Raw genomic sequence first — 17,002 nt, forward strand, 5'->3', positions numbered from 1 at the left:
TTAATCGATCAGTTAATTGGTCTAGCTTCGCGGCAGGAAGGTTTCCCCTCGCGTTGTAGGTGCCTGATGGCGGGCAACACCGAGATGACGCGGGTCGGAACGGGCATGCCAAGGCGCGAAACGGCGCCGGGGGCGCATTGATGCGGTTCGGGGGAGTGCAATGGCAGTCAAGGTCGCTACCAGCAACAATGAAATCGTGAACGGCACCGAAGACGCCGACGAGCTGTACTCGGGCGGTTTCAACAATGTCACGCTGAATGGACTTGGCGAGGATGACAGAATCTACGCCAATGACGGGATCGGCGGCGAGTTCAATGGCGGCGGCGGCAACGATTTTCTGTCTGGATTTCCCCTCGATCCCGACCGATTTCCGAATGTCGGGGGTGTTTTCAATGGTGGCGACGGCGACGATATCGTGACCGGCACCAGTGGCACCTTCAATGGTGGCAACGGCAACGACGACATCGGCACATCGTCGACCACGACCGCTATTCTGAACGGAGATGATGGTGACGACCAATTAGACGTGTCCTCGGAAAGCGGCACCTTCCAGATTAATGGCGGGAGTGGCTATGATGTTTTAAACATTTCTGAGGTGAATTTTCAGAAGCTTGATATAGTACGGTATGGTGATCAAGTTTTTCTGTCTTATTATGGCTATAAGGCGACGATTACCGGCGTTGAATATTTCAGATTTTACGACGTGGACGCTGAAGGGAGTAAGTGGAAAGAATTTACGCTGGAGACCCTCGGTTCCCATCCCGATCGGGTCGCTGCGGTCGCGGCCACCGGCGATGATTATATTGATGGGCTGATCGACGGCGAGAAGTGGATAGGTGGAATAACCTACAGCTTCGGAATTTATGTAGACGATCAGCAGCGCGTCCTTGCCAGCGCCCTGCTGCGTGGCCCGCTTGTTCGGGAATATTATGATCAGACTGAGGTGAATTACGGTGTTTATGGAAGCGTAACCAGTCTTGTCGCCGCCAGTATAACGCGCTCGCCGTCGGTCGGTCATGATGAAGACGCGAACTTCTATGCGAATGACGGCGACATAAAGTTCCAGAATGCCAGCGGCTTCGAGCCGTCCTATGTCGCCTATCCGCCGAGCATCGGCAGCATCACGTTCAACTCGTCGCTGAACGGCACCGATGACGATCTGCGTTATCCCAGCGTCGGCAGCTACGCCTACCTCGTCTACCTGCAGGGAGTCGGCCGCGCGCTGGGCTTGAAATCGGCCAGCGAGGCCGGCGGGGTCGCCGATGTCGCGGTGCCGGCGGACAAGGATTCGCTCGAATACACGGTGATGAGCGCGCGCTCCTATCCCGGCGGGCCGGCCGGCGACTACACGAATGGCGAGTGGGACTTTCCGCAGACCTTCATGGCGCTGGACATCCAGGCGCTGCAAAAGCTTTACGGCGTGGATTACACCACCAACGCGATCAACACCACCTACAAATGGGACTCGACGGGGGCGATGTTCGTCAACGGCGTCAGGGTGATGGCCGCCGGCCAGTATGTGGATCAGCACTTGAGGGCTTCGATCCACCCGGGCGCGGACACGATCTTCCTGACGGTGTGGGACGGCGGTGGTCACGACACCTATGACTTCTCGAACTACACCGACAACATGACCATTGACCTATCGCCGGGTGGGGCGAGCCTGTTCTCGCAGGCGCAGCGCGCCTCGCTCGGCGACGGCGTCATGGCGCGCGGCAACGTCTACAATTCCTATCTGTACAACGATAATCCCCGCGCGCTGATCGAGAACGCCATCGGCGGCAGCGGCAACGACACGCTGCGCGGCAACATCGCCAACAATGTGCTGAACGGCAGTGCCGGCGCCGATACCATGACCGGCCTTGCCGGCAATGACAGCTATGTGGTCGACAATCTCGGCGATGTCGTCGTCGAGGCGGCCGGCGAGGGCACGGATCTCGTCTATGTCCGGGTGAGCGGCTATGTGCTGACCGCCAATGTCGAGAACGCCCAGGCCGAGGATGGCTACGGCAAGATCGAGATACGGGGCAATGCGCTGGCCAATATCATGACCGGCAATCAGGATAAAAACGCGCTCTACGGCAATGCCGGGGCCGACACGCTGTATGGCAATGCCGGCAATGATCACCTCGACGGCGGCACCGGGGCGGACGCCATGGTCGGTGGCTCCGGCTACGACACCTACATCGTCGATAATTATTCCGACGTGGTCTACGAAAAGCCGGGCGAGGGCATCGATACGCTGTGGACCTCGGTGAGCCGCGGGCTCGACGCCGATTTCGAGAACATCGTGCTGTTCGGCACCGCCACCGATGCCGGCGGCAACGGCAAGGATAACACTGTCGCCGGCAATGAACTGAACAACAACCTCTATGGCGGCGGCGGGTCGGACAGCCTGTACGGCCACGTCGGCAGCGACCGGCTGTTCGGCGAGGACGGCAACGACTACATGACCGGCGGCACCGGCCGGGACGCCTATTATGGCGGCGCCGGCTACGATTACGCGATCCTGGAGAAGGGCGGCGGGGTCGACTATTTCGTCGACTGGAAGGTGTCGGAGGACCGTGTGGTGTTCGACAGCGACATCTTCCCGTCGATCGGGGCGGTGCTGACGGCGGCGTTCCAGAACGGCACCGATGTGGTGATCTGGGACGGCCATGACGGCATCGTGCTGCAGAACGCCAAGCTCACCGAGCTGACCACGAGCAACTTCCTGTTCACCTGAGGTTGCCGAGCCGCCCTGCCGTCGTCGGTCGCCGACGACGGCAGGGCCGGACTCGCCCCTAGGCATCGAGCATGGCGTGGATCGAGGCGATGAAGCGCTCGACGGCCTTGCGGGCGATGCGTCGCCCCCCCAGCGCCATCACCAAAGAGACGCCGAGCTCCGGTTCGAAGGGGCGGACGGCCAGCCCCTCCCGGTCGGCACCGATCATGGTGAACTCGTCGACCAGCGTGATGCCCATCCCCTGACGGACGAGGTGGATCGCGATGGAGTAGCGGTTAGTTTCGGTCGCCGACTGCCGGCGATGGAGGAAGTCGGGAATGCCCGCCGCGAGCAGCATCACCAGCCGGGCGTCGGTGGTGATGTAGATCAGTTCGGCGGGGTCCATCTGTTCCCACTGCACACCTGACTGGCCTGACTGTCCGGCCAGCGGATGCGTCGCCGGCAGCACGCAGACGATCCGTCCGCGGCGGATGACCGACAGCCCCTCCCGCTCGTCGGCGGTCGGGATTACCGCCAGGCCGACATCGTACTGCCCGCGCTCGACAAGGCCGGGGATCTCGTGGTTGAGGTGCATGTCGAGCGCCAGGCCGTAATCCGGCAATTCCCGGCGCATCGCCCTGGCGACGGGCGGCAGCAGGTTGAGGGCGAGGGCGGGCGTCGCCGCCACGCGCAGCTGACCGGTCCGTAAATGCCGGACATCGTTGAGATAGCGGTCGAAGCGGGAGAGCTCCTCCTCGATCCGCATGGCCTCCTCCAGCACCAGCGCCGCCTCCGCCGTCGGCATCAGCCGGCCGCGCACCCGTTCGAACAGGCGGAAGCCGAGGCGATGCTCCATCAGCGCGATCGACTTGCTCACCGAGGGCTGGGCCATGCCGAGCGCGGTGGCGGCCGCGGTCACCGAGCCAAGCCGCATCACCGTGGTGAAGATTGTCATTTCCCGCCGGTCCATGGCATTTCCTTAGGCTATGGATTTCTAAAAAATCGCTATTGGACAGAATGGATATCGCTCGCCACCCTTGCGCCACAAGCCAAAAGGCATGCTCGGCGGAAGGCGTCGTTCCACCGGGCCGATCCAGACCAGAGGACGAACAGAGATGCAGATCATGCGAAGCTTCATGCGTCGGCTGCGGCCGGCCGTTCTGGCGGTGGCGGCCTCCGCCGCCCTCATGGGCCACGGCGCGGTGGCGCAGGAGAGCAACGAATATCAGAAGATCCTCGACGCCAAGCTGGTGCGCGTTGGCGCGGTGCAGGCGCCGCCGTGGTACGAGAAGGACCTCGCCACCGGCGCCTGGGGTGGACTGGTGCCCGACGTCATGGAGACGATCTTCTCCAAGATCGGCGTGAAGATCGACTATGTCGAAACCCAGTGGGGCACGGCGGTCGCCGGCCTGCAGTCCAACCGCTTCGACCTGCTCGGCGCCTATAACGCAACGCCGGAGCGCGAGAAGGCCATCGACTTCACCAAGCCGATGGGCGAGCTCAAATTCGCCATCCTGACGCTGAAGGGGCCCGCCGACGCCTACGCCAGCTGGGAGAAGATCGACACCCCCTCGATCCGTCTGGCGGCGGTGGACGGCGCCGGCGCGACCCGCGCCTTGCAGCCGCTGATGCCGAAGACCAATTGGTCGATCGTGCAGTCCAGCGACAACATGTATCTCGAGCTGCAGAGCGGCCGCGCCGACGCCCTCGTCACCAGCGACGTGCAGATCGGTCAGTACCTCAAGGCCCGCAGCAACGGCACCATGGTCATCCCGACCCCGGTCCGTGCCCAGCCGACCAATATCGGGCTGCGCAAGAGTGAGGACCGCAAGCTGCGCGACTGGCTCGACGGCCAGCTGGATGCGTTGCGGGCGGACGGCACGCTCGACAAGATATGGGCGAAGTACGTCCCCGGCTCCAAGTGAGCGTCGGGGCGTGAGCGTGGGAAACGAGGCATCCGCGATGGCCGCTGCCGACACCGCCGCGAGCGCACCGCTGCTCGTCGTGGAGAATCTGCGCAAGTCCTTCGGCACGCATGAGGTGCTCAAGGGCGTGTCGCTGTCGGTGAAGCCGTCGCAGGTCGTCGGCCTCCTCGGACGCAGCGGCTCGGGAAAATCGACGCTGCTGCGCTGCCTGAACATGCTGGAGGTCCCCACCGCCGGCCGCATCCTGCTCGAAGGCGAGGAAATCGGCTTCGAGACCGTGTCCGGCGGACGTCGCCGGCCACTGCCGGCGGCGCAGCTCGCCCGCCAGCGCGCCGCCATGTCGATGGTGTTCCAGCACTTCAACCTGTGGCCGCACCGCACGGTGCTCGGCAATGTGGTCGAGGGTCCGATCCAGGTGCTGGGCATGGCGCGGGACGAGGCCGAGGCGCGCGGGCTCGACCTGCTCGAACGGGTCGGGCTGCGCGACAAGGCCGGCAGCTACCCGATCCGCCTGTCCGGCGGCCAGCAGCAGCGTGTGGCGATCGCCCGCGCGCTCGCCATGCGGCCGAAGATCATGCTGTTCGACGAACCGACCTCGGCACTCGACCCCGAACTGGTCGGCGAGGTGCTGCAGGTCATGCTGGACCTCGCGAAAAGCGGGACCACCATGGTGGTGGTTACCCATGAGATGAGCTTCGCCCGCAATGCCTGCGACGAGGTGGTGCTGCTGGAAGGCGGCGACATCGTCGAGCGCGGGACGCCCGATTTCGTGATGAGTCGGTCGGAAAATCCACGCGCGCGACAGTTCTTCGCCCATCACCGGCAGGAAAAGACCGGAGGTCCGGCGTGAACTACGAATGGGACTTCTCGATCCTCCTCCAGTATCGCGGTCTGCTCGGCAGCGCGGCACTGGTGACGCTTCAGCTGGTGGTGCTGTCGGTAGTGCTGGGCATTGCGGTGGGCCTCGTGCTGGCGCCGTTCCGCATGGCCGAGCGCCGGCTGCTGCGCTATCCGGCCACCGCCATCATCGAGGTGGTGCGCTCGGTGCCGCCGCTGGTGCTGGTGGTGTGGTGCTATTACTGCCTGCCGATCCTGACCGGGCTCGCCCTGCCGGCGTTCTGGACCTGCGTCTTCGCCATCGCGCTGTATTCCGGCGTGTTCTATGCCGAGATCTTCCGCGCCGGCGTGCAGGCGGTGGATCGTGGCCTGATCGAAGCGGGGATGTCGGTCGGTATGCGCCCGGCGACGGTGATGCTGCGCGTCACCGGTCCGCTCGCCTTCCTGCGCGTGCTGCCGCCCTTCACCAGCCAATGCGTCATGGCGATCAAGAACTCGGTGCTGGGCAGCTACATCGCGGTCGGCGAGATCCTCTATGAGGGACAGCGGCTGTCGATCGCCACCTTCCGCCCGCTGGAGGTGCTCACGCTCGTCGCGGCCTTCTTCGTCGTGGTGATCTTGCCGCTGACGCTGACCGCCGGCGCGATCGAACGGCGCGTCTTCCTCAAATATTTCCGCCGCTGAGCCGGTGCGGTTCGAGTTCGGATATCCGACATGACCATGGCAAAGCAGTCGGCACCGCGTGATGCCGATGTCGACCTGTCGGCCAATTCCGGCCGGGAGGGGGGCGACATAACCGGGCGCGTCGCGGCGTTCGCCGCGCAGCTCCGCTACGAGGCCATTCCCGCGCCGGTACTCCACCGCGTCAAGCTGCATCTCCTCGACACCATCGGCTGCGCGCTGGCGGGATCCGATCTCGACATCGCCCGCAGTGCCCGGGCGGTGGCCCGCCGCATGGGGCCAGGGGGCGCGTGCCGCGTCTTCGGTACGGCGGAGGGCTTCACCCCCATCGCCGCGGCCTTCGCCAATAGTGTCATCGCCAACGCGCTCGACTATGACGACGGCGTCGAGGTGAACGGCAAGGGCCTCGGGCACCCCAGCGCGAGCCTCGTGCCGGCGGCACTTGCCGCCCTAGGCGACCGCCCGGTGTCCGGCCGCGACTTCCTCGCCGCGCTCGCCGCGGCCTATGAGATCAATAATCGCCTGATCCTCGCCATGCAGCCGAGCGCGCAGCGCTTCCGGTTGGTCTATGGCATCGGCCAGCATCAGGCGATCGGTGCGGCGGTGGCGTTCGGCAAGCTGTCCGGCTTCGACGAAACGGCGCTGCGAAACGCGCTCGGGCTGGCGGGCGCGCTCACCCCGCTGCCGAGCCTGCACAAATACAATTGGCAGACGCGCCCGATCATCTCGCTGAAGGACGGTGTCGCGCCGGCGGCGCAGGCCGGCGTGCAGGCGGCGGTGATGGGCGAGGAAGGCTTCGTCGGCAGCGCCGACGTTCTCGACGGGCCGCAGGGCTACTGGCGGATGATCGGATCGGACCGGTTCGACGCCTCCATCGTCACCGGCGATCTCGGCGAGCAATGGCTGGCCAGCAAGGGCAGCTTCAAGACCTATCCGGCCTGCCGGTGGCTGGCGCCGGCGATCGAAGCGTTCGAGACCGCTTACCAGGATGCCGGCGTGACGGCGTCAGAGATTGCCATGATCCGCATCGCCAGCTTCGGCGTGGTGGCGGACAAGTTGATGGAGCGTCGCCCGGTCAACCCGATCGACGCCCAGTTCAGCCTGCCCTTCATCATCGGCGCCATCGCGACGGGCCGTCCCGCCGGGGCCGGCTGGTTCACCGGCGAGGCCCTTGCCGACCCGGTCCTGCACGGCGTGGCCGACCGGCTGGAGGTCGTCGTCGATCCGGCGATGGACCAGCTGATGAGCGGGCGCCGGCGCCGGCCTTCGGCGGCCGCGACGGTGGTGACGCGGGACGGCCGGGAGTTCTCCAGCCATGTCGAGGCACCGCTGGGCGGCGCGCTGCGCCCGGTCGACGACGACGTCGTGATCGGCAAGGCGACCGCTAACATGGAGAGCGTCGGGGCCGATGCGGCCGGTATCCTTGCGTCCATCCTCGACCTCGACCGCTGCACCGATGTCGCCGCCCTGTCCGATCGTTGGTTCGCGTGAAACCGTTGGCGCCGGAGCTGGCTGATGCTCGCACGTCCCGTCGGGGCGCGTCGACGAAATGGTGGCACGCCGGTACGCGGCCGGACTACCGCTTCTCGCTCGCCAATGAACGGACGTTCCTGGCCTGGATCCGCACCGCGCTGGCCCTGATCGCCGGCGCCATCGGCATCGACCAGTTCGCCTCGCATCTGGCGACGCCGCCTCTGCGCCTCGCGCTGTCTCTGTGCCTGCTCGCCGTGGGTGGCCTGCTCGGCGGGCTGGCCTATCGGCGCTGGGCGGGGGCCGAACGGGCAATGCGCCACGACGAGGATCTGCCGCGAAGCCTGCTGCTGCCGCTAATGGCGCTGGTCGTCACCCTGATCGCCGTCGTGCTGGCCGGCTTCGTCATCAGCGGGTGACGGCGCACGATGGAGAGCGATAATCCGGCAAGGGCGGCCGCGCACAGGAAAGATCGCGGGCTTCAGTTCGAGCGCACCGGACTTGCCTGGCTGCGTTCCGGCGTTCTCGCCATGTTGCTCGCGGCCGTGGAGGCGCGCAGGGCGGTAGCCACGGAAAGCGCGCTTCACCTGGTTTCGGCCGCGCTACTTGGCGTCCTCGCCGGCTTTCTCTTCTTTATTGGTCGTCAAAGGGGACATTATCCGACCGAACGCGGCGCTTATGCGGTGCGGGAGCTCCGGCAAGCACCTCACTGTACGAGCCTGCTCGTGATTGTCATCGCAACGGTGGAATCGGCCATCGTTCTCGGTCGGCTGTTCCATCATTGAACGGCCAAAGGTGTACTGCGCATCTGCCACCGGAAGGCCTGTCGGGGTTGGTTTCCGATGGTCCCGCTTGGGGCGGCGGCTCGACGGAGCGCTATTTCTTCGTTCCGTCCGTGTCGCTGACATAGGATAGCGCCAGCGCTGCGGCACGCTCGACATGCGCCTGCGAGGCCGAATAGGCGGCCTCGCCGTCCTGGGCGCGGATCGCCTCGACGATGCGGCGCATCTCATTCGGGCCGTCCACCGAACGGCCCTTGCTGCTCACCGTGATCGCCCGCAAATGGTTGATCCGCGCGGTCAGTGCCCGCAGCATGTCCCAGGCGATGCTCTTTCCGGCAGCAAGGAACAGCACCTCGTAGAAGCGCGAGGTGGCTTCCAGCACCTTGTTGATGTTGGCTTCGTCATAGCCGACGCGGATCGTCTCGAGGCACGCGTCGAGCTGGACAATATCGGCCGGTGTGGCCCGGAGCGCCGCATCGCGTGCCGCCATCGCCTCCAGAAGCGCCCGCAATTCATAGATCTGCGCCACCTTCTCCGGCTCGGCACGGGCGACGATCGGGCCGTGATGGGGAACGATCTCGACCAGCCCCTCCGATTCCAGATGGCGGATGACCTCCCGCACCACGGTGCGGCTGACGCCGAGAACCTCGACGAGCGTGCGTTCGACGAGGCGTTCCCCCGGCTTGAAATGGAAGCTGAGAATGCCGTCGCGCATTTTCTCCAGCGAGAGCTGGCGCAAGGTCTTGGTCGTTCGATCGACCTTCAGGTTCAGCGTGTCGGCCATGTTTCCCCCTGCCTCACTCATTCCGCGCTTCGCTGCCGCGAGTCAACGTTGACATCTGATATTATGGTATACCATGATATCATCCTATCAACGCCGAGAGGAAGACGATGGTGGCCGCCCTGCGAAAGCTCGTGACTTATGTCGAGGACACGCGGATCGAGGGAGGCAAGGCTGTCGGCTCGCCGTTCAAGCTGATCGGCGCCGCGGCGGTGCTGAAGAATCCCTGGGCCGGCCGCGGCTTCGTCGAGGATCTGCGCCCGGAGATCCATGCCATTGCCGGCGAGCTCGGCGCGCTGCTGACCGAGGCCGTCTGCGACCTCGCCGGCGGCGGAGAGGCGGTCGAAGGCTATGGCAAGGCCGCCATCGTCGGCCTCGCCGGCGAGGTCGAGCACGCCTCCGCGCTCATCCATACGCTTCGCTTCGGCAACCACTACCGCAAGGCGGTGGGCGCAAAGTCCTATCTCAGCTTCACCAATGTCCGCGCCGGCGCCGGCGCCGCCATCGTGATCCCGCTGATGCACAAGCTCGACGAGGGCATGCGCTCGCATTACCTGACCGTGAATTTCTCGATCCCCGATGCGCCGGCCGCCGACGAGATCGTCGTCGCCCTCGGCGCCTCGATCGGCGGCCGGCCGCACCATCGGATCGGCGACCGCTATCAGGATCTGAAGGAACTCGGGCCGCTGGAGCTCTGACGTGAAGCCGCTCCTGCGCCACCACACGCCCGACGGCACCGCCTATCTGCGCCACGGACAGGGCGAGCCGCTCGTCCTCGTCCATGGCGTCGGGCTCAATGCCGAGATCTGGGCGCCGCAATTCACCGATTTCGCCGCTACCTACGACGTGATCGCCCTCGACATGCTCAATCACGGCGCCTCCGCCGGCACTGCCGGGCCGGCGGACACGCTCGATCTCTACATCCGCCAGATCGAGGCGCTGCTCGATCATCTCGGCATCGAGCGCGCGCATCTGGTGGGGCACTCTATGGGCGCCCTCGTCTCCATGGCCTTTGCCGCCACGCATCCGGCGCGGGTGCGCAGCCTCGTGGCGCTCAACGCGGTCTGGTGCCGCAGCCCGGCGCAGTCGGAAGCGGTCATCCGCCGGGCCGACGACATCACGGCGCTTGGGCTCGGCGACAGTTTCGAGGTCGCCATCGGGCGCTGGTTCGGCTCGCCGGTGCCTGGGGAGCTGGCGGACGCCGAGAAGGCGGTCCGGCGCCACCTCGCCACCATCGATCCCGCCGGATATGGACGCAGCTACGCGCTGTTCGCCCGTTCCGACCGCGCGCTCGTCGGCAGGATGGCCGGCATCACCATGCCGGCGCTGTTCATGACCGGAGAGCTCGACCCCAATTCGACGCCGGCCATGTCGGAAGCCATGGCGCGCGAGGTGCCGCATGGCGAGGCGCAGATCCTCACGGCCGAACGGCACATGATGGCGTTCGTCTCGCCGCAGCGGATCGACGAACGGCTGCGGGATTTCTGGCGGCGTGCGAGCGCGGCCGAATCCCGGCAGGCCGTGAGCGCGGCGGAGGCCCGCCCATGACCGGCGCCTCCCTCACCGAGCGGATCTCCGTCGGCGGCACGGGGCCTGCCATCGTGCTCATCCACGGCGTCGGGCTGTCCCGCTGGGTGTGGGAACAGCCGGCTGCCGCGCTGGCACCGCATGCCAGGGTGGTCAGCTACGATCTGCCCGGCCATGGCTGCGACGACCGCGCTTTCGAGACGGGATCGCTCGACGCCTATGTCGAGGATCTTGCCGCCGTGCTGGACATGGCCGACGTCGAGCGGGCGGTGTTCGTCGGCGCCGCCTTCGGCAGCTTCATCGCCCGGCGTTTCGTCCGCCTGCACCCGGAACGGGTCGAGGGGCTGGTCCTCGTCTCCCCGCTGGGGCGCCGGACACCGGAACAGTCGACCGCCGTCGGCGTGCGGTTCCGCGAGACGCAGGCCGAAGGCGTCGCCGCGACGCTGGAGGCCTCGATCGAGCGCTGGCTGTCGCCCGGATTCCGCGCTGAACGGCCGGATGTCGAGGCGCGGCTGCGCGCGGTTCTGCTCGCCACGCCGTTTGCCAGCTTTCTTTCCGCCTACCGGGTCTTCGCCACCGTCGACGGGGCGATCGCCGATGAGGCTGCGTCGATCACCGCTCCGGTCCTCGTGATCACCGGCGGCGACGATGCCAATGCGACGCCGCAAATGGCGCGTCAGGTCGGCGAGGCGCTGAACGACGCCACGCTGACGGTCCTGCCCGGCATCCGGCACCTCGTGTCGCTCGAAGCCGGCGCGCTGCTCGGCGAGGCCATCCTTTGCTTCGCCCGTGAGAGGACCACCCACGCCTATCGATAGCCTGGCTCATGCAAACTCAAAAAAGGGGAACGTGTCATGCATGAACTGTCGCAGCGCATCTGGAGTCGATTGAAATACGCCGCCCTGGCCCTCGGTGTCGCCGCCGGTCTCGCCGGCACCGCCGATCGCGCCTCGGCGCAGGCCAGCACATGGGACAAGATTCAGTCCGACAAGGTGATCAAGGTCGGCGTCGCCCAGGCGGAGCCGTGGTTCTTCAAGGATCCCGCCACCGGCCAGTGGACCGGCATCGGCCCCTCCTATGCCGCCGCGCTCGCCGAGGCGATGGGCGTGAAGCTCGAGCTCGTCGAGGTGACCTGGGGTACCGCCATCGCGGCGCTGCAGTCGAGCAAGATCGATCTGATGCCGCTCTTGAACATCACCCCCAAGCGGGCGCTCACCGTCGATTACGGCAATGCGCCGCTCGCCTATTCCGGTCTCGCGCTGCTGCAGCGCGACGGGCTGAACATCAAGACCTGGGACCAGGCCAACGATCCTGCCCTGACCATCGCCGTGCCGCATGGCGCCTCGGAAGACCAGTTCGTTACCACCTATCTGTCGAAGGCGAAGGTGCTACGCTTCCCCTCCTATGCCGAGCAGCTCACCGCCTTCCAGAACGGCAATGCCGACGCGGTGCTGCTCTATCACCCGACGCTGGCGGTGATGCATGGCCGGGTCGGCAAGGGCACCATCACCATCCCCACGCCGTTCCATATCGACTCGTCCGACGTCGCCATCCGGCGCGAGCCGGACAAGACCTTCCGCGACTTCCTCGCGGTGGCCGACGGCTATTTCTACAACACCGGCAAGACCCAGGAATGGTACGAAGCGTTCCTGAAGAGCCGCGGCATGGATCCGAGCGCCGTGCCCGGCATCCAGCGCGAGGCCTGGACCGGCGTGAAATAGCGCGCAGGAGAGCGGGACGGTCGACACGCGCCGTCCCGCCGCCTGGCCGCACCCGTGCCGCCGGGCGGATCGTCCGCTCTTCGACCGCGACGCCGGGAGGCGATCAAGGATAGGCAATGCACTATCAATGGGACTTCTCCGTCATCGGCGACAATGCCGGGCTGCTGCTCTGGGGCCTCGGCAATACGCTGCTGCTGACGCTGATCGCCATCCTCATCGGCACGCCGCTCGGTCTCGCCGTCGCGCTGATGCGCCTGTCGTCGCGGCGCTGGCTGGTGTGGCCGGCGACCGTCTATGTGGAGGTGTTCCGCGCCGCGCCGGCGCTGGTGCAGCTCTACTGGCTGTATTTCGCACTACCCCGCCTCACCGGCCTCCGGCTCGGCGGCTTCGAGGCAGCCGCCATCGCGCTGTCGATCCTGTCGAGCGCCTTCCTCTCGGAAGTGTTTCGCGGCGGCATCGCCTCGATCGGCAAAGGACAGTGGGACGCCGCGCGCGGCATCGGGCTCAGCTATCCCCGCATGCTGCGCACCATCATCCTGCCCCAGGCGATCCGGCGCATGCTGCCGGTGTTCCTGGAGCGCTATATCGAGCTGCTCAAGACCTCGACCATCGCCGCGACAGTGTCGTTCGGCGACCTGCTGTTCGTCGCGCAGGACATCTCCTACCGCACCTACCGGACGCTGGAGATTTTCTCCGCGATCGCGGTGATGTTCTTCCTCGTCATCCTGTTGTGCAGCCAGCTCACCCGGCTGGTTGAGCACCGGCTCGCCCGCAGCGGCGAATTCACCGCACGCTGAGGAGGCGACGCGATGGATGCCTTCCTCTCGCCCAGCCTCGCGATCAGCCTGCCGGCGCTCGCGCGCGGGCTCGTGCACACGCTGGAGCTTGCCGTCGTCTGTCTGGTGGCGAGCCTGTTGCTCGGGCTGGTCTTTGGCGTGATGCGCTATGCCGGCGGCCGCGTGCTGCACGCCCTCGCCATCGCCTATGTCGAGGTGTTCCGCAACACGCCGGTGCTGGTGCAGATCCTGTGGTTCTTCTTCGCGCTGCCGATCCTCGTGCAGTTCGAGATCAGCGCCTTCACCGCCGCCGCGCTCGGCCTGTCGCTGAACTCCGGCGCCTTCTCGGCGGAGATTTTCCGCGCCGGCATGCAGGCGGTGCCGAAAGGCCAGTGGGAGGCGGCCAACGCGCTCGGCATGAGCCGGACCCGCGTCATGTTCCGCATCGTGCTGCCGCAAGCGGTCCGCCACATGATCCCGGCCTTCACCAATCGCTGGATCGAGCTGTTCAAGCTGACCTCGCTCGCCTCGGTCATCGCCTATCCCGAGCTGGTCTATTCGGCGCAGCAGATCTCCAACAGCTACTTCAACCCGGTCGAGGTGTTCACCCTGGTGGCGGTGATCTTCATCGCCCTGGTGATCCCGGCCTCCTATCTCCTCCGCCGCCTCGAAGCCCGTCTACGCAGGAGCGCTCCGTGACCACCGACAATGTCATCGAAATCTCGGGCTTGCGGAAAAGCTTCGGCGCGCATGAGGTGCTGAAGGGCATCGACCTCGTGATACCGAAGGGCAAGACGGTGGTGCTGCTCGGCGCCAGCGGCTCGGGCAAGAGCACGCTGCTGCGCTGCGTGAACTTCCTGGAGACGCCGACCGCCGGCACCGTCGCCTTCAACGGCAAGCCGGTTGGCACGCCCAAGGGGACCGGCGGCGAGCGCAGCTATTCCGACCGCGAGCTGAGGGCGCTGCGCGCCCACATCGGCATCGTCTTCCAGCAGTTCAACCTGTTCCCGCACATGACGGCGCTGGAGAACATCATGGAAGGCCAGCGCGCCGTGCTCGGGCGCAGCCGCGAGGAGGCGGCGGCGCGAGCCGAGGCATTACTCGCCCGGGTCGGCCTCGCAGGACGCGGCGGTGCCTATCCCTCGCACCTGTCCGGCGGCCAGCAGCAGCGCGTCGCCATCTGCCGGGCGCTCGCCATGGACCCGGACGTTATGCTGTTCGACGAGGCGACCTCCGCGCTCGACCCGGAGCTCGTCGGCGAGGTGCTGCGCACCATGAAGGCGCTGCGCGAGGACGGCATGACCATGCTCATCGTCACCCATGAACTCGGCTTCGCCTACCACATCGCCGACGAGGTGGTGTTCCTCAGCGAGGGGCGCATCTACGAGCAGGCGCCGCCGCACGAGGTCATGCTGCACCCAAAGGGCGAGCGCACCCGCCAGTTCATGCTCGGCCACAGCGAATTCCGCCTCCCGCATCTCGACTGACGCCGCGGCCTACCCCTCACAGTTGGAACACGCAGATGAAGATTACCTGGTTCGGCCATTCCGCCTTCCGCGTCGAGATCCCCGGCGCCGTGCTGCTGATCGATCCGTTCCTGAAGTATCATCCGGCCTATGCCGGCAATTTCGACGAGATGATCGCCGGCACCACCCATGTCCTGCTCACTCACGGCCATGAGGACCATGTCGGCGACACTGTCGAGATCTGCGCCGCGACCGGCGCCGAGCTGGTCAGCTCGCCGGAAGTGTGCGGCTGGCTGGCGCTTCAGGGCGTGGCGAGGATCAATCCCGGCAATATCGGCGGCACCATCGATTGCGGGGCGTTCAAGGTGTCGTTCACCGATGCGACGCATTCCTCCTCGATGATCGTCGCCGGCAAGATGATCTATCTCGGCCCGGCAATGGGGCTGGTGATCCGCGCCGAGAACGAGCCGACGCTCTATCATATGGGCGATACCGGCCTGTTCGGCGACATGGCGCTGATCGACGAACTGTACCGCCCGGAGATCGGCATCGTGCCGATCGGCGACCGCTTCACCATGGATGCCAGGCAGGCCGCCATCGCCTGCAAGCGGTTCTTCCATTTCGATACGGTGATCCCCGCGCATTACGCGACCTTCCCGCTGCTCGCCGCCTCTGCCGACGAGCTGGTGCGCGACCTTGCCGGCACCGACAGCAAGGTGCAGGTGCTCGCCTATGGCGCGGGCGCCGAATTCACAGGGGCGCGGTGATGGGCGAGCGCATAGCGGAGATCGCCGGCGGCGGCATTGCCGGCCTCGCCTGCGGCTGGGCGCTTGCCCTGCGCGGCTGGAAGGTGCGGGTGCATGAGCGCAGCCCGGAGATCCGCGAGGTCGGTGCCGGCATCTACCTGATGCGCAACACCGTCTCGCTGTTCGAGCATCACGGCATCGCCGGCACGATCCTGCGCAACAGCGTGACCCTGACCGGCACCGAGCGGCGCGACGCGCAGGGCCGGCTGATCCAGCACCGCAGCTTCGATCCCGCCGAGCCATGGTACGTGCTCCCGCGCGCCGATCTCGTGCTCGGCCTCGCCGAGGCCGCACGAAGCGCCGGCGTCGAGATCGTCACCGATTCGATGATCACCGACATGCAGCCCGACGGTACGGTTGTCACGGCGGCCGGCGAGCGTCGCCGCGTCGACCTCGCCGTCGCGGCCAACGGCTTCCGCTCGCGCCTGCGCGACGGTCTCGGCCTCACCGGCTTTGTCGAGGAACGGGCCGCCGGCGCCACGCGGCTGCTCATTCCGCGCGGCGCGGCGGAGGAGGACCTGGTGATGCGCGAATACTGGTCCGGCAGACGCCGGATCGGCATCACGCCGTCCTCGCCGACCCTGACCTATGCCTATCTCAGCTGCCCGAACGACGATGCGCGCGGCGTCGCGCTGCCGCTCGACAAGGCGTCGTGGAAGCAGGCCTTCCCGGCGCTGGGCGGCTTCTTCGACCGCATCCCCGACGACACCGCGCTGGTGCGCCATGCCTATCCGCTGGCGAAGGCCAAGGCCTGGTCGAACGGTCGCGCCGCGATCGTCGGCGACGCGGCGACGGCGCTGCCGCCGACGCTGGCGCAGGGGGCGGGCCTCGCCATCACCAACGCCTATTCGCTGGCGAAGACGCTGGACCAGCACCGCGACGTTGCGGTCGGCCTAAAGGCCTGGGAGGCCGAGTATCGCTGGATTTCCGATCAGACGCAGAACTGGTCGGCGCGGCTCGACAGCATGACCACCCACTGGCCACCGGCGCTGGCGCCGCTGCGGCGCGGCGTGATCTGGGCCATCGGTGCGGTACTCAACGATCGCGTACGGGTCGCTGACCGGGTGCGGCTCGCGCCCTGACGACACGGGCATCCGATCGCCAAGCGCATATGCCGGCAGAGGCCATCCCGCATGGCTTTGCGAGATCCGTCTTGCGAAGCCATCCTTGCGCGCGGTCCCCCGACGCGGGAGGCGTTTCATTCCGGGCCGATTGATGCGCCCGGCATGGCGGTCGGTTTCCTTGCCGCGTTGGCTTCGACGATCTGCTCGTGTCCTTCGAATGGAGAGGGGCTGAACGAGTTTCGAGCATTGGTTCATAAAATCAGTCTCGGTCACCTATGGACACGGCCATGATCCTTGCTTGATTGGGATAGTAGCGACGTGCATTTCCATGGAGTTTACCCCTTCCATGCGGACGGAAGAAGCTAAGATACTTTCATCCGTTGCGTTGATCGACATCGTAATTTCTTGATTTATAAGAAAATAACACTCCATTTGGTTCGATTAAGTGAGTAAATCTATCCT

The 17,002-nt window shown here is 66.1% G+C and carries 18 protein-coding genes; 16 read left to right on the forward strand and 2 right to left on the reverse strand.

The features are described 5' to 3' along the window. Positions 1 to 160 precede the first annotated feature (160 nt). Positions 161 to 2,725 (forward strand): M10 family metallopeptidase C-terminal domain-containing protein, encoded by a 2,565-nt coding sequence (locus KHC28_RS02410; protein ID WP_214006732.1) that lies wholly within the window; start codon positions 161 to 163, stop codon positions 2,723 to 2,725. A gap of 58 nt (positions 2,726 to 2,783) precedes the next feature. On the opposite strand, the gene KHC28_RS02415 is transcribed toward KHC28_RS02410, so the two are convergent. Then, positions 2,784 to 3,659, reverse strand: a complete 876-nt coding sequence (locus tag KHC28_RS02415) for a LysR family transcriptional regulator (protein ID WP_214006733.1) — start codon at positions 3,657 to 3,659, stop codon at positions 2,784 to 2,786. Positions 3,660 to 3,819: 160 nt separating this feature from the next. Between KHC28_RS02415 and KHC28_RS02420 the strand changes: the two genes are divergently transcribed. The 6 genes from KHC28_RS02420 to KHC28_RS02445 are packed head-to-tail and all read left to right on the forward strand — an operon-like array spanning position 3,820 to position 8,402. Beyond that, positions 3,820 to 4,629: a transporter substrate-binding domain-containing protein gene (locus KHC28_RS02420; RefSeq protein ID WP_214006734.1), complete on the forward strand. Its 810-nt coding sequence runs from the start codon at positions 3,820 to 3,822 to the stop codon at positions 4,627 to 4,629. 37 nt (positions 4,630 to 4,666) lie between these two features. Then, positions 4,667 to 5,479, forward strand: a complete 813-nt coding sequence (locus tag KHC28_RS02425) for an amino acid ABC transporter ATP-binding protein (RefSeq protein WP_246564161.1) — start codon at positions 4,667 to 4,669, stop codon at positions 5,477 to 5,479. Continuing rightward, positions 5,476 to 6,150: an amino acid ABC transporter permease gene (locus KHC28_RS02430; RefSeq protein ID WP_214006735.1), complete on the forward strand. Its 675-nt coding sequence runs from the start codon at positions 5,476 to 5,478 to the stop codon at positions 6,148 to 6,150. The genes KHC28_RS02425 and KHC28_RS02430 overlap by 4 nt, the downstream gene beginning before the upstream one ends. Positions 6,151 to 6,180: 30 nt before the next feature. Further along, the gene (locus KHC28_RS02435) at positions 6,181 to 7,638 is read left to right on the forward strand and encodes an MmgE/PrpD family protein (RefSeq protein ID WP_214006736.1); all 1,458 of its coding nucleotides are present in this window, start codon (positions 6,181 to 6,183) and stop codon (positions 7,636 to 7,638) included. Then, complete coding sequence (locus tag KHC28_RS02440) at positions 7,635 to 8,036, forward strand: YidH family protein (protein ID WP_312893054.1); 402 nt, start codon at positions 7,635 to 7,637, stop codon at positions 8,034 to 8,036. Before KHC28_RS02435 ends, KHC28_RS02440 begins: the two co-directional genes overlap by 4 nt. Positions 8,037 to 8,045: 9 nt before the next feature. Continuing rightward, complete coding sequence (locus tag KHC28_RS02445; RefSeq protein ID WP_214006737.1) at positions 8,046 to 8,402, forward strand: DUF202 domain-containing protein; 357 nt, start codon at positions 8,046 to 8,048, stop codon at positions 8,400 to 8,402. Between the two features lie 91 nt (positions 8,403 to 8,493). On the opposite strand, the gene KHC28_RS02450 is transcribed toward KHC28_RS02445, so the two are convergent. Next, on the reverse strand, positions 8,494 to 9,183 hold the full coding sequence (locus KHC28_RS02450; RefSeq protein ID WP_214006738.1) for a GntR family transcriptional regulator: 690 nt from the start codon (positions 9,181 to 9,183) through the stop codon (positions 8,494 to 8,496). 107 nt (positions 9,184 to 9,290) lie between these two features. Between KHC28_RS02450 and KHC28_RS02455 the strand changes: the two genes are divergently transcribed. From KHC28_RS02455 to KHC28_RS02495, 9 genes are all read left to right on the forward strand, one after another. Further along, complete coding sequence (locus KHC28_RS02455) at positions 9,291 to 9,878, forward strand: amino acid synthesis family protein (RefSeq protein ID WP_214006739.1); 588 nt, start codon at positions 9,291 to 9,293, stop codon at positions 9,876 to 9,878. A gap of 1 nt (position 9,879) precedes the next feature. Then, the gene (locus tag KHC28_RS02460) at positions 9,880 to 10,728 is read left to right on the forward strand and encodes an alpha/beta fold hydrolase (protein ID WP_214006740.1); all 849 of its coding nucleotides are present in this window, start codon (positions 9,880 to 9,882) and stop codon (positions 10,726 to 10,728) included. Next, entirely contained in the window at positions 10,725 to 11,525 is an 801-nt protein-coding gene (locus tag KHC28_RS02465; RefSeq protein WP_214006741.1) for an alpha/beta fold hydrolase, read from the forward strand. The genes KHC28_RS02460 and KHC28_RS02465 overlap by 4 nt, the downstream gene beginning before the upstream one ends. Before the next feature lie 36 nt (positions 11,526 to 11,561). Continuing rightward, positions 11,562 to 12,428, forward strand: a complete 867-nt coding sequence (locus tag KHC28_RS02470; protein WP_214006742.1) for a transporter substrate-binding domain-containing protein — start codon at positions 11,562 to 11,564, stop codon at positions 12,426 to 12,428. A 116-nt stretch (positions 12,429 to 12,544) separates the two neighbouring features. Further along, on the forward strand, positions 12,545 to 13,225 hold the full coding sequence (locus tag KHC28_RS02475) for an amino acid ABC transporter permease (protein WP_214006743.1): 681 nt from the start codon (positions 12,545 to 12,547) through the stop codon (positions 13,223 to 13,225). Positions 13,226 to 13,237: 12 nt separating this feature from the next. After that, on the forward strand, positions 13,238 to 13,903 hold the full coding sequence (locus KHC28_RS02480) for an amino acid ABC transporter permease (protein ID WP_214006744.1): 666 nt from the start codon (positions 13,238 to 13,240) through the stop codon (positions 13,901 to 13,903). Continuing rightward, positions 13,900 to 14,691 (forward strand): amino acid ABC transporter ATP-binding protein, encoded by a 792-nt coding sequence (locus KHC28_RS02485; RefSeq protein WP_214006745.1) that lies wholly within the window; start codon positions 13,900 to 13,902, stop codon positions 14,689 to 14,691. Before KHC28_RS02480 ends, KHC28_RS02485 begins: the two co-directional genes overlap by 4 nt. Before the next feature lie 35 nt (positions 14,692 to 14,726). After that, the gene (locus tag KHC28_RS02490) at positions 14,727 to 15,437 is read left to right on the forward strand and encodes a metal-dependent hydrolase (protein WP_214006746.1); all 711 of its coding nucleotides are present in this window, start codon (positions 14,727 to 14,729) and stop codon (positions 15,435 to 15,437) included. Further along, positions 15,437 to 16,558 carry an FAD-dependent oxidoreductase gene (locus KHC28_RS02495; RefSeq protein ID WP_214006747.1) on the forward strand — a complete coding sequence of 374 codons (1,122 nt, stop codon included), beginning with the start codon at positions 15,437 to 15,439 and terminating at the stop codon, positions 16,556 to 16,558. Before KHC28_RS02490 ends, KHC28_RS02495 begins: the two co-directional genes overlap by 1 nt. Positions 16,559 to 17,002: the final 444 nt, after the last annotated feature.

This window comes from Ancylobacter sonchi, from assembly GCF_018390695.1.
GTDB lineage: Bacteria > Pseudomonadota > Alphaproteobacteria > Rhizobiales > Xanthobacteraceae > Ancylobacter > Ancylobacter sonchi.

Excerpts from the sequence above, each read along its gene's own strand:
- KHC28_RS02410 (WP_214006732.1), top strand. The coding sequence starts at position 161 with ATGGCAGTCAAGGTCGCTACCAGCAACAATGAAATCGTGAACGGCACC.
- KHC28_RS02415 (WP_214006733.1), bottom strand. The coding sequence starts at position 3,659 with ATGACAATCTTCACCACGGTGATGCGGCTTGGCTCGGTGACCGCGGCC.
- KHC28_RS02420 (WP_214006734.1), top strand. The coding sequence starts at position 3,820 with ATGCAGATCATGCGAAGCTTCATGCGTCGGCTGCGGCCGGCCGTTCTG.
- KHC28_RS02425 (WP_246564161.1), top strand. The coding sequence starts at position 4,667 with ATGGCCGCTGCCGACACCGCCGCGAGCGCACCGCTGCTCGTCGTGGAG.
- KHC28_RS02435 (WP_214006736.1), top strand. The coding sequence starts at position 6,181 with ATGACCATGGCAAAGCAGTCGGCACCGCGTGATGCCGATGTCGACCTG.
- KHC28_RS02445 (WP_214006737.1), top strand. The coding sequence starts at position 8,046 with ATGGAGAGCGATAATCCGGCAAGGGCGGCCGCGCACAGGAAAGATCGC.
- KHC28_RS02450 (WP_214006738.1), bottom strand. The coding sequence starts at position 9,183 with ATGGCCGACACGCTGAACCTGAAGGTCGATCGAACGACCAAGACCTTG.
- KHC28_RS02455 (WP_214006739.1), top strand. The coding sequence starts at position 9,291 with ATGGTGGCCGCCCTGCGAAAGCTCGTGACTTATGTCGAGGACACGCGG.
- KHC28_RS02465 (WP_214006741.1), top strand. The coding sequence starts at position 10,725 with ATGACCGGCGCCTCCCTCACCGAGCGGATCTCCGTCGGCGGCACGGGG.
- KHC28_RS02470 (WP_214006742.1), top strand. The coding sequence starts at position 11,562 with ATGCATGAACTGTCGCAGCGCATCTGGAGTCGATTGAAATACGCCGCC.
- KHC28_RS02475 (WP_214006743.1), top strand. The coding sequence starts at position 12,545 with ATGCACTATCAATGGGACTTCTCCGTCATCGGCGACAATGCCGGGCTG.
- KHC28_RS02480 (WP_214006744.1), top strand. The coding sequence starts at position 13,238 with ATGGATGCCTTCCTCTCGCCCAGCCTCGCGATCAGCCTGCCGGCGCTC.
- KHC28_RS02490 (WP_214006746.1), top strand. The coding sequence starts at position 14,727 with ATGAAGATTACCTGGTTCGGCCATTCCGCCTTCCGCGTCGAGATCCCC.
- KHC28_RS02495 (WP_214006747.1), top strand. The coding sequence starts at position 15,437 with ATGGGCGAGCGCATAGCGGAGATCGCCGGCGGCGGCATTGCCGGCCTC.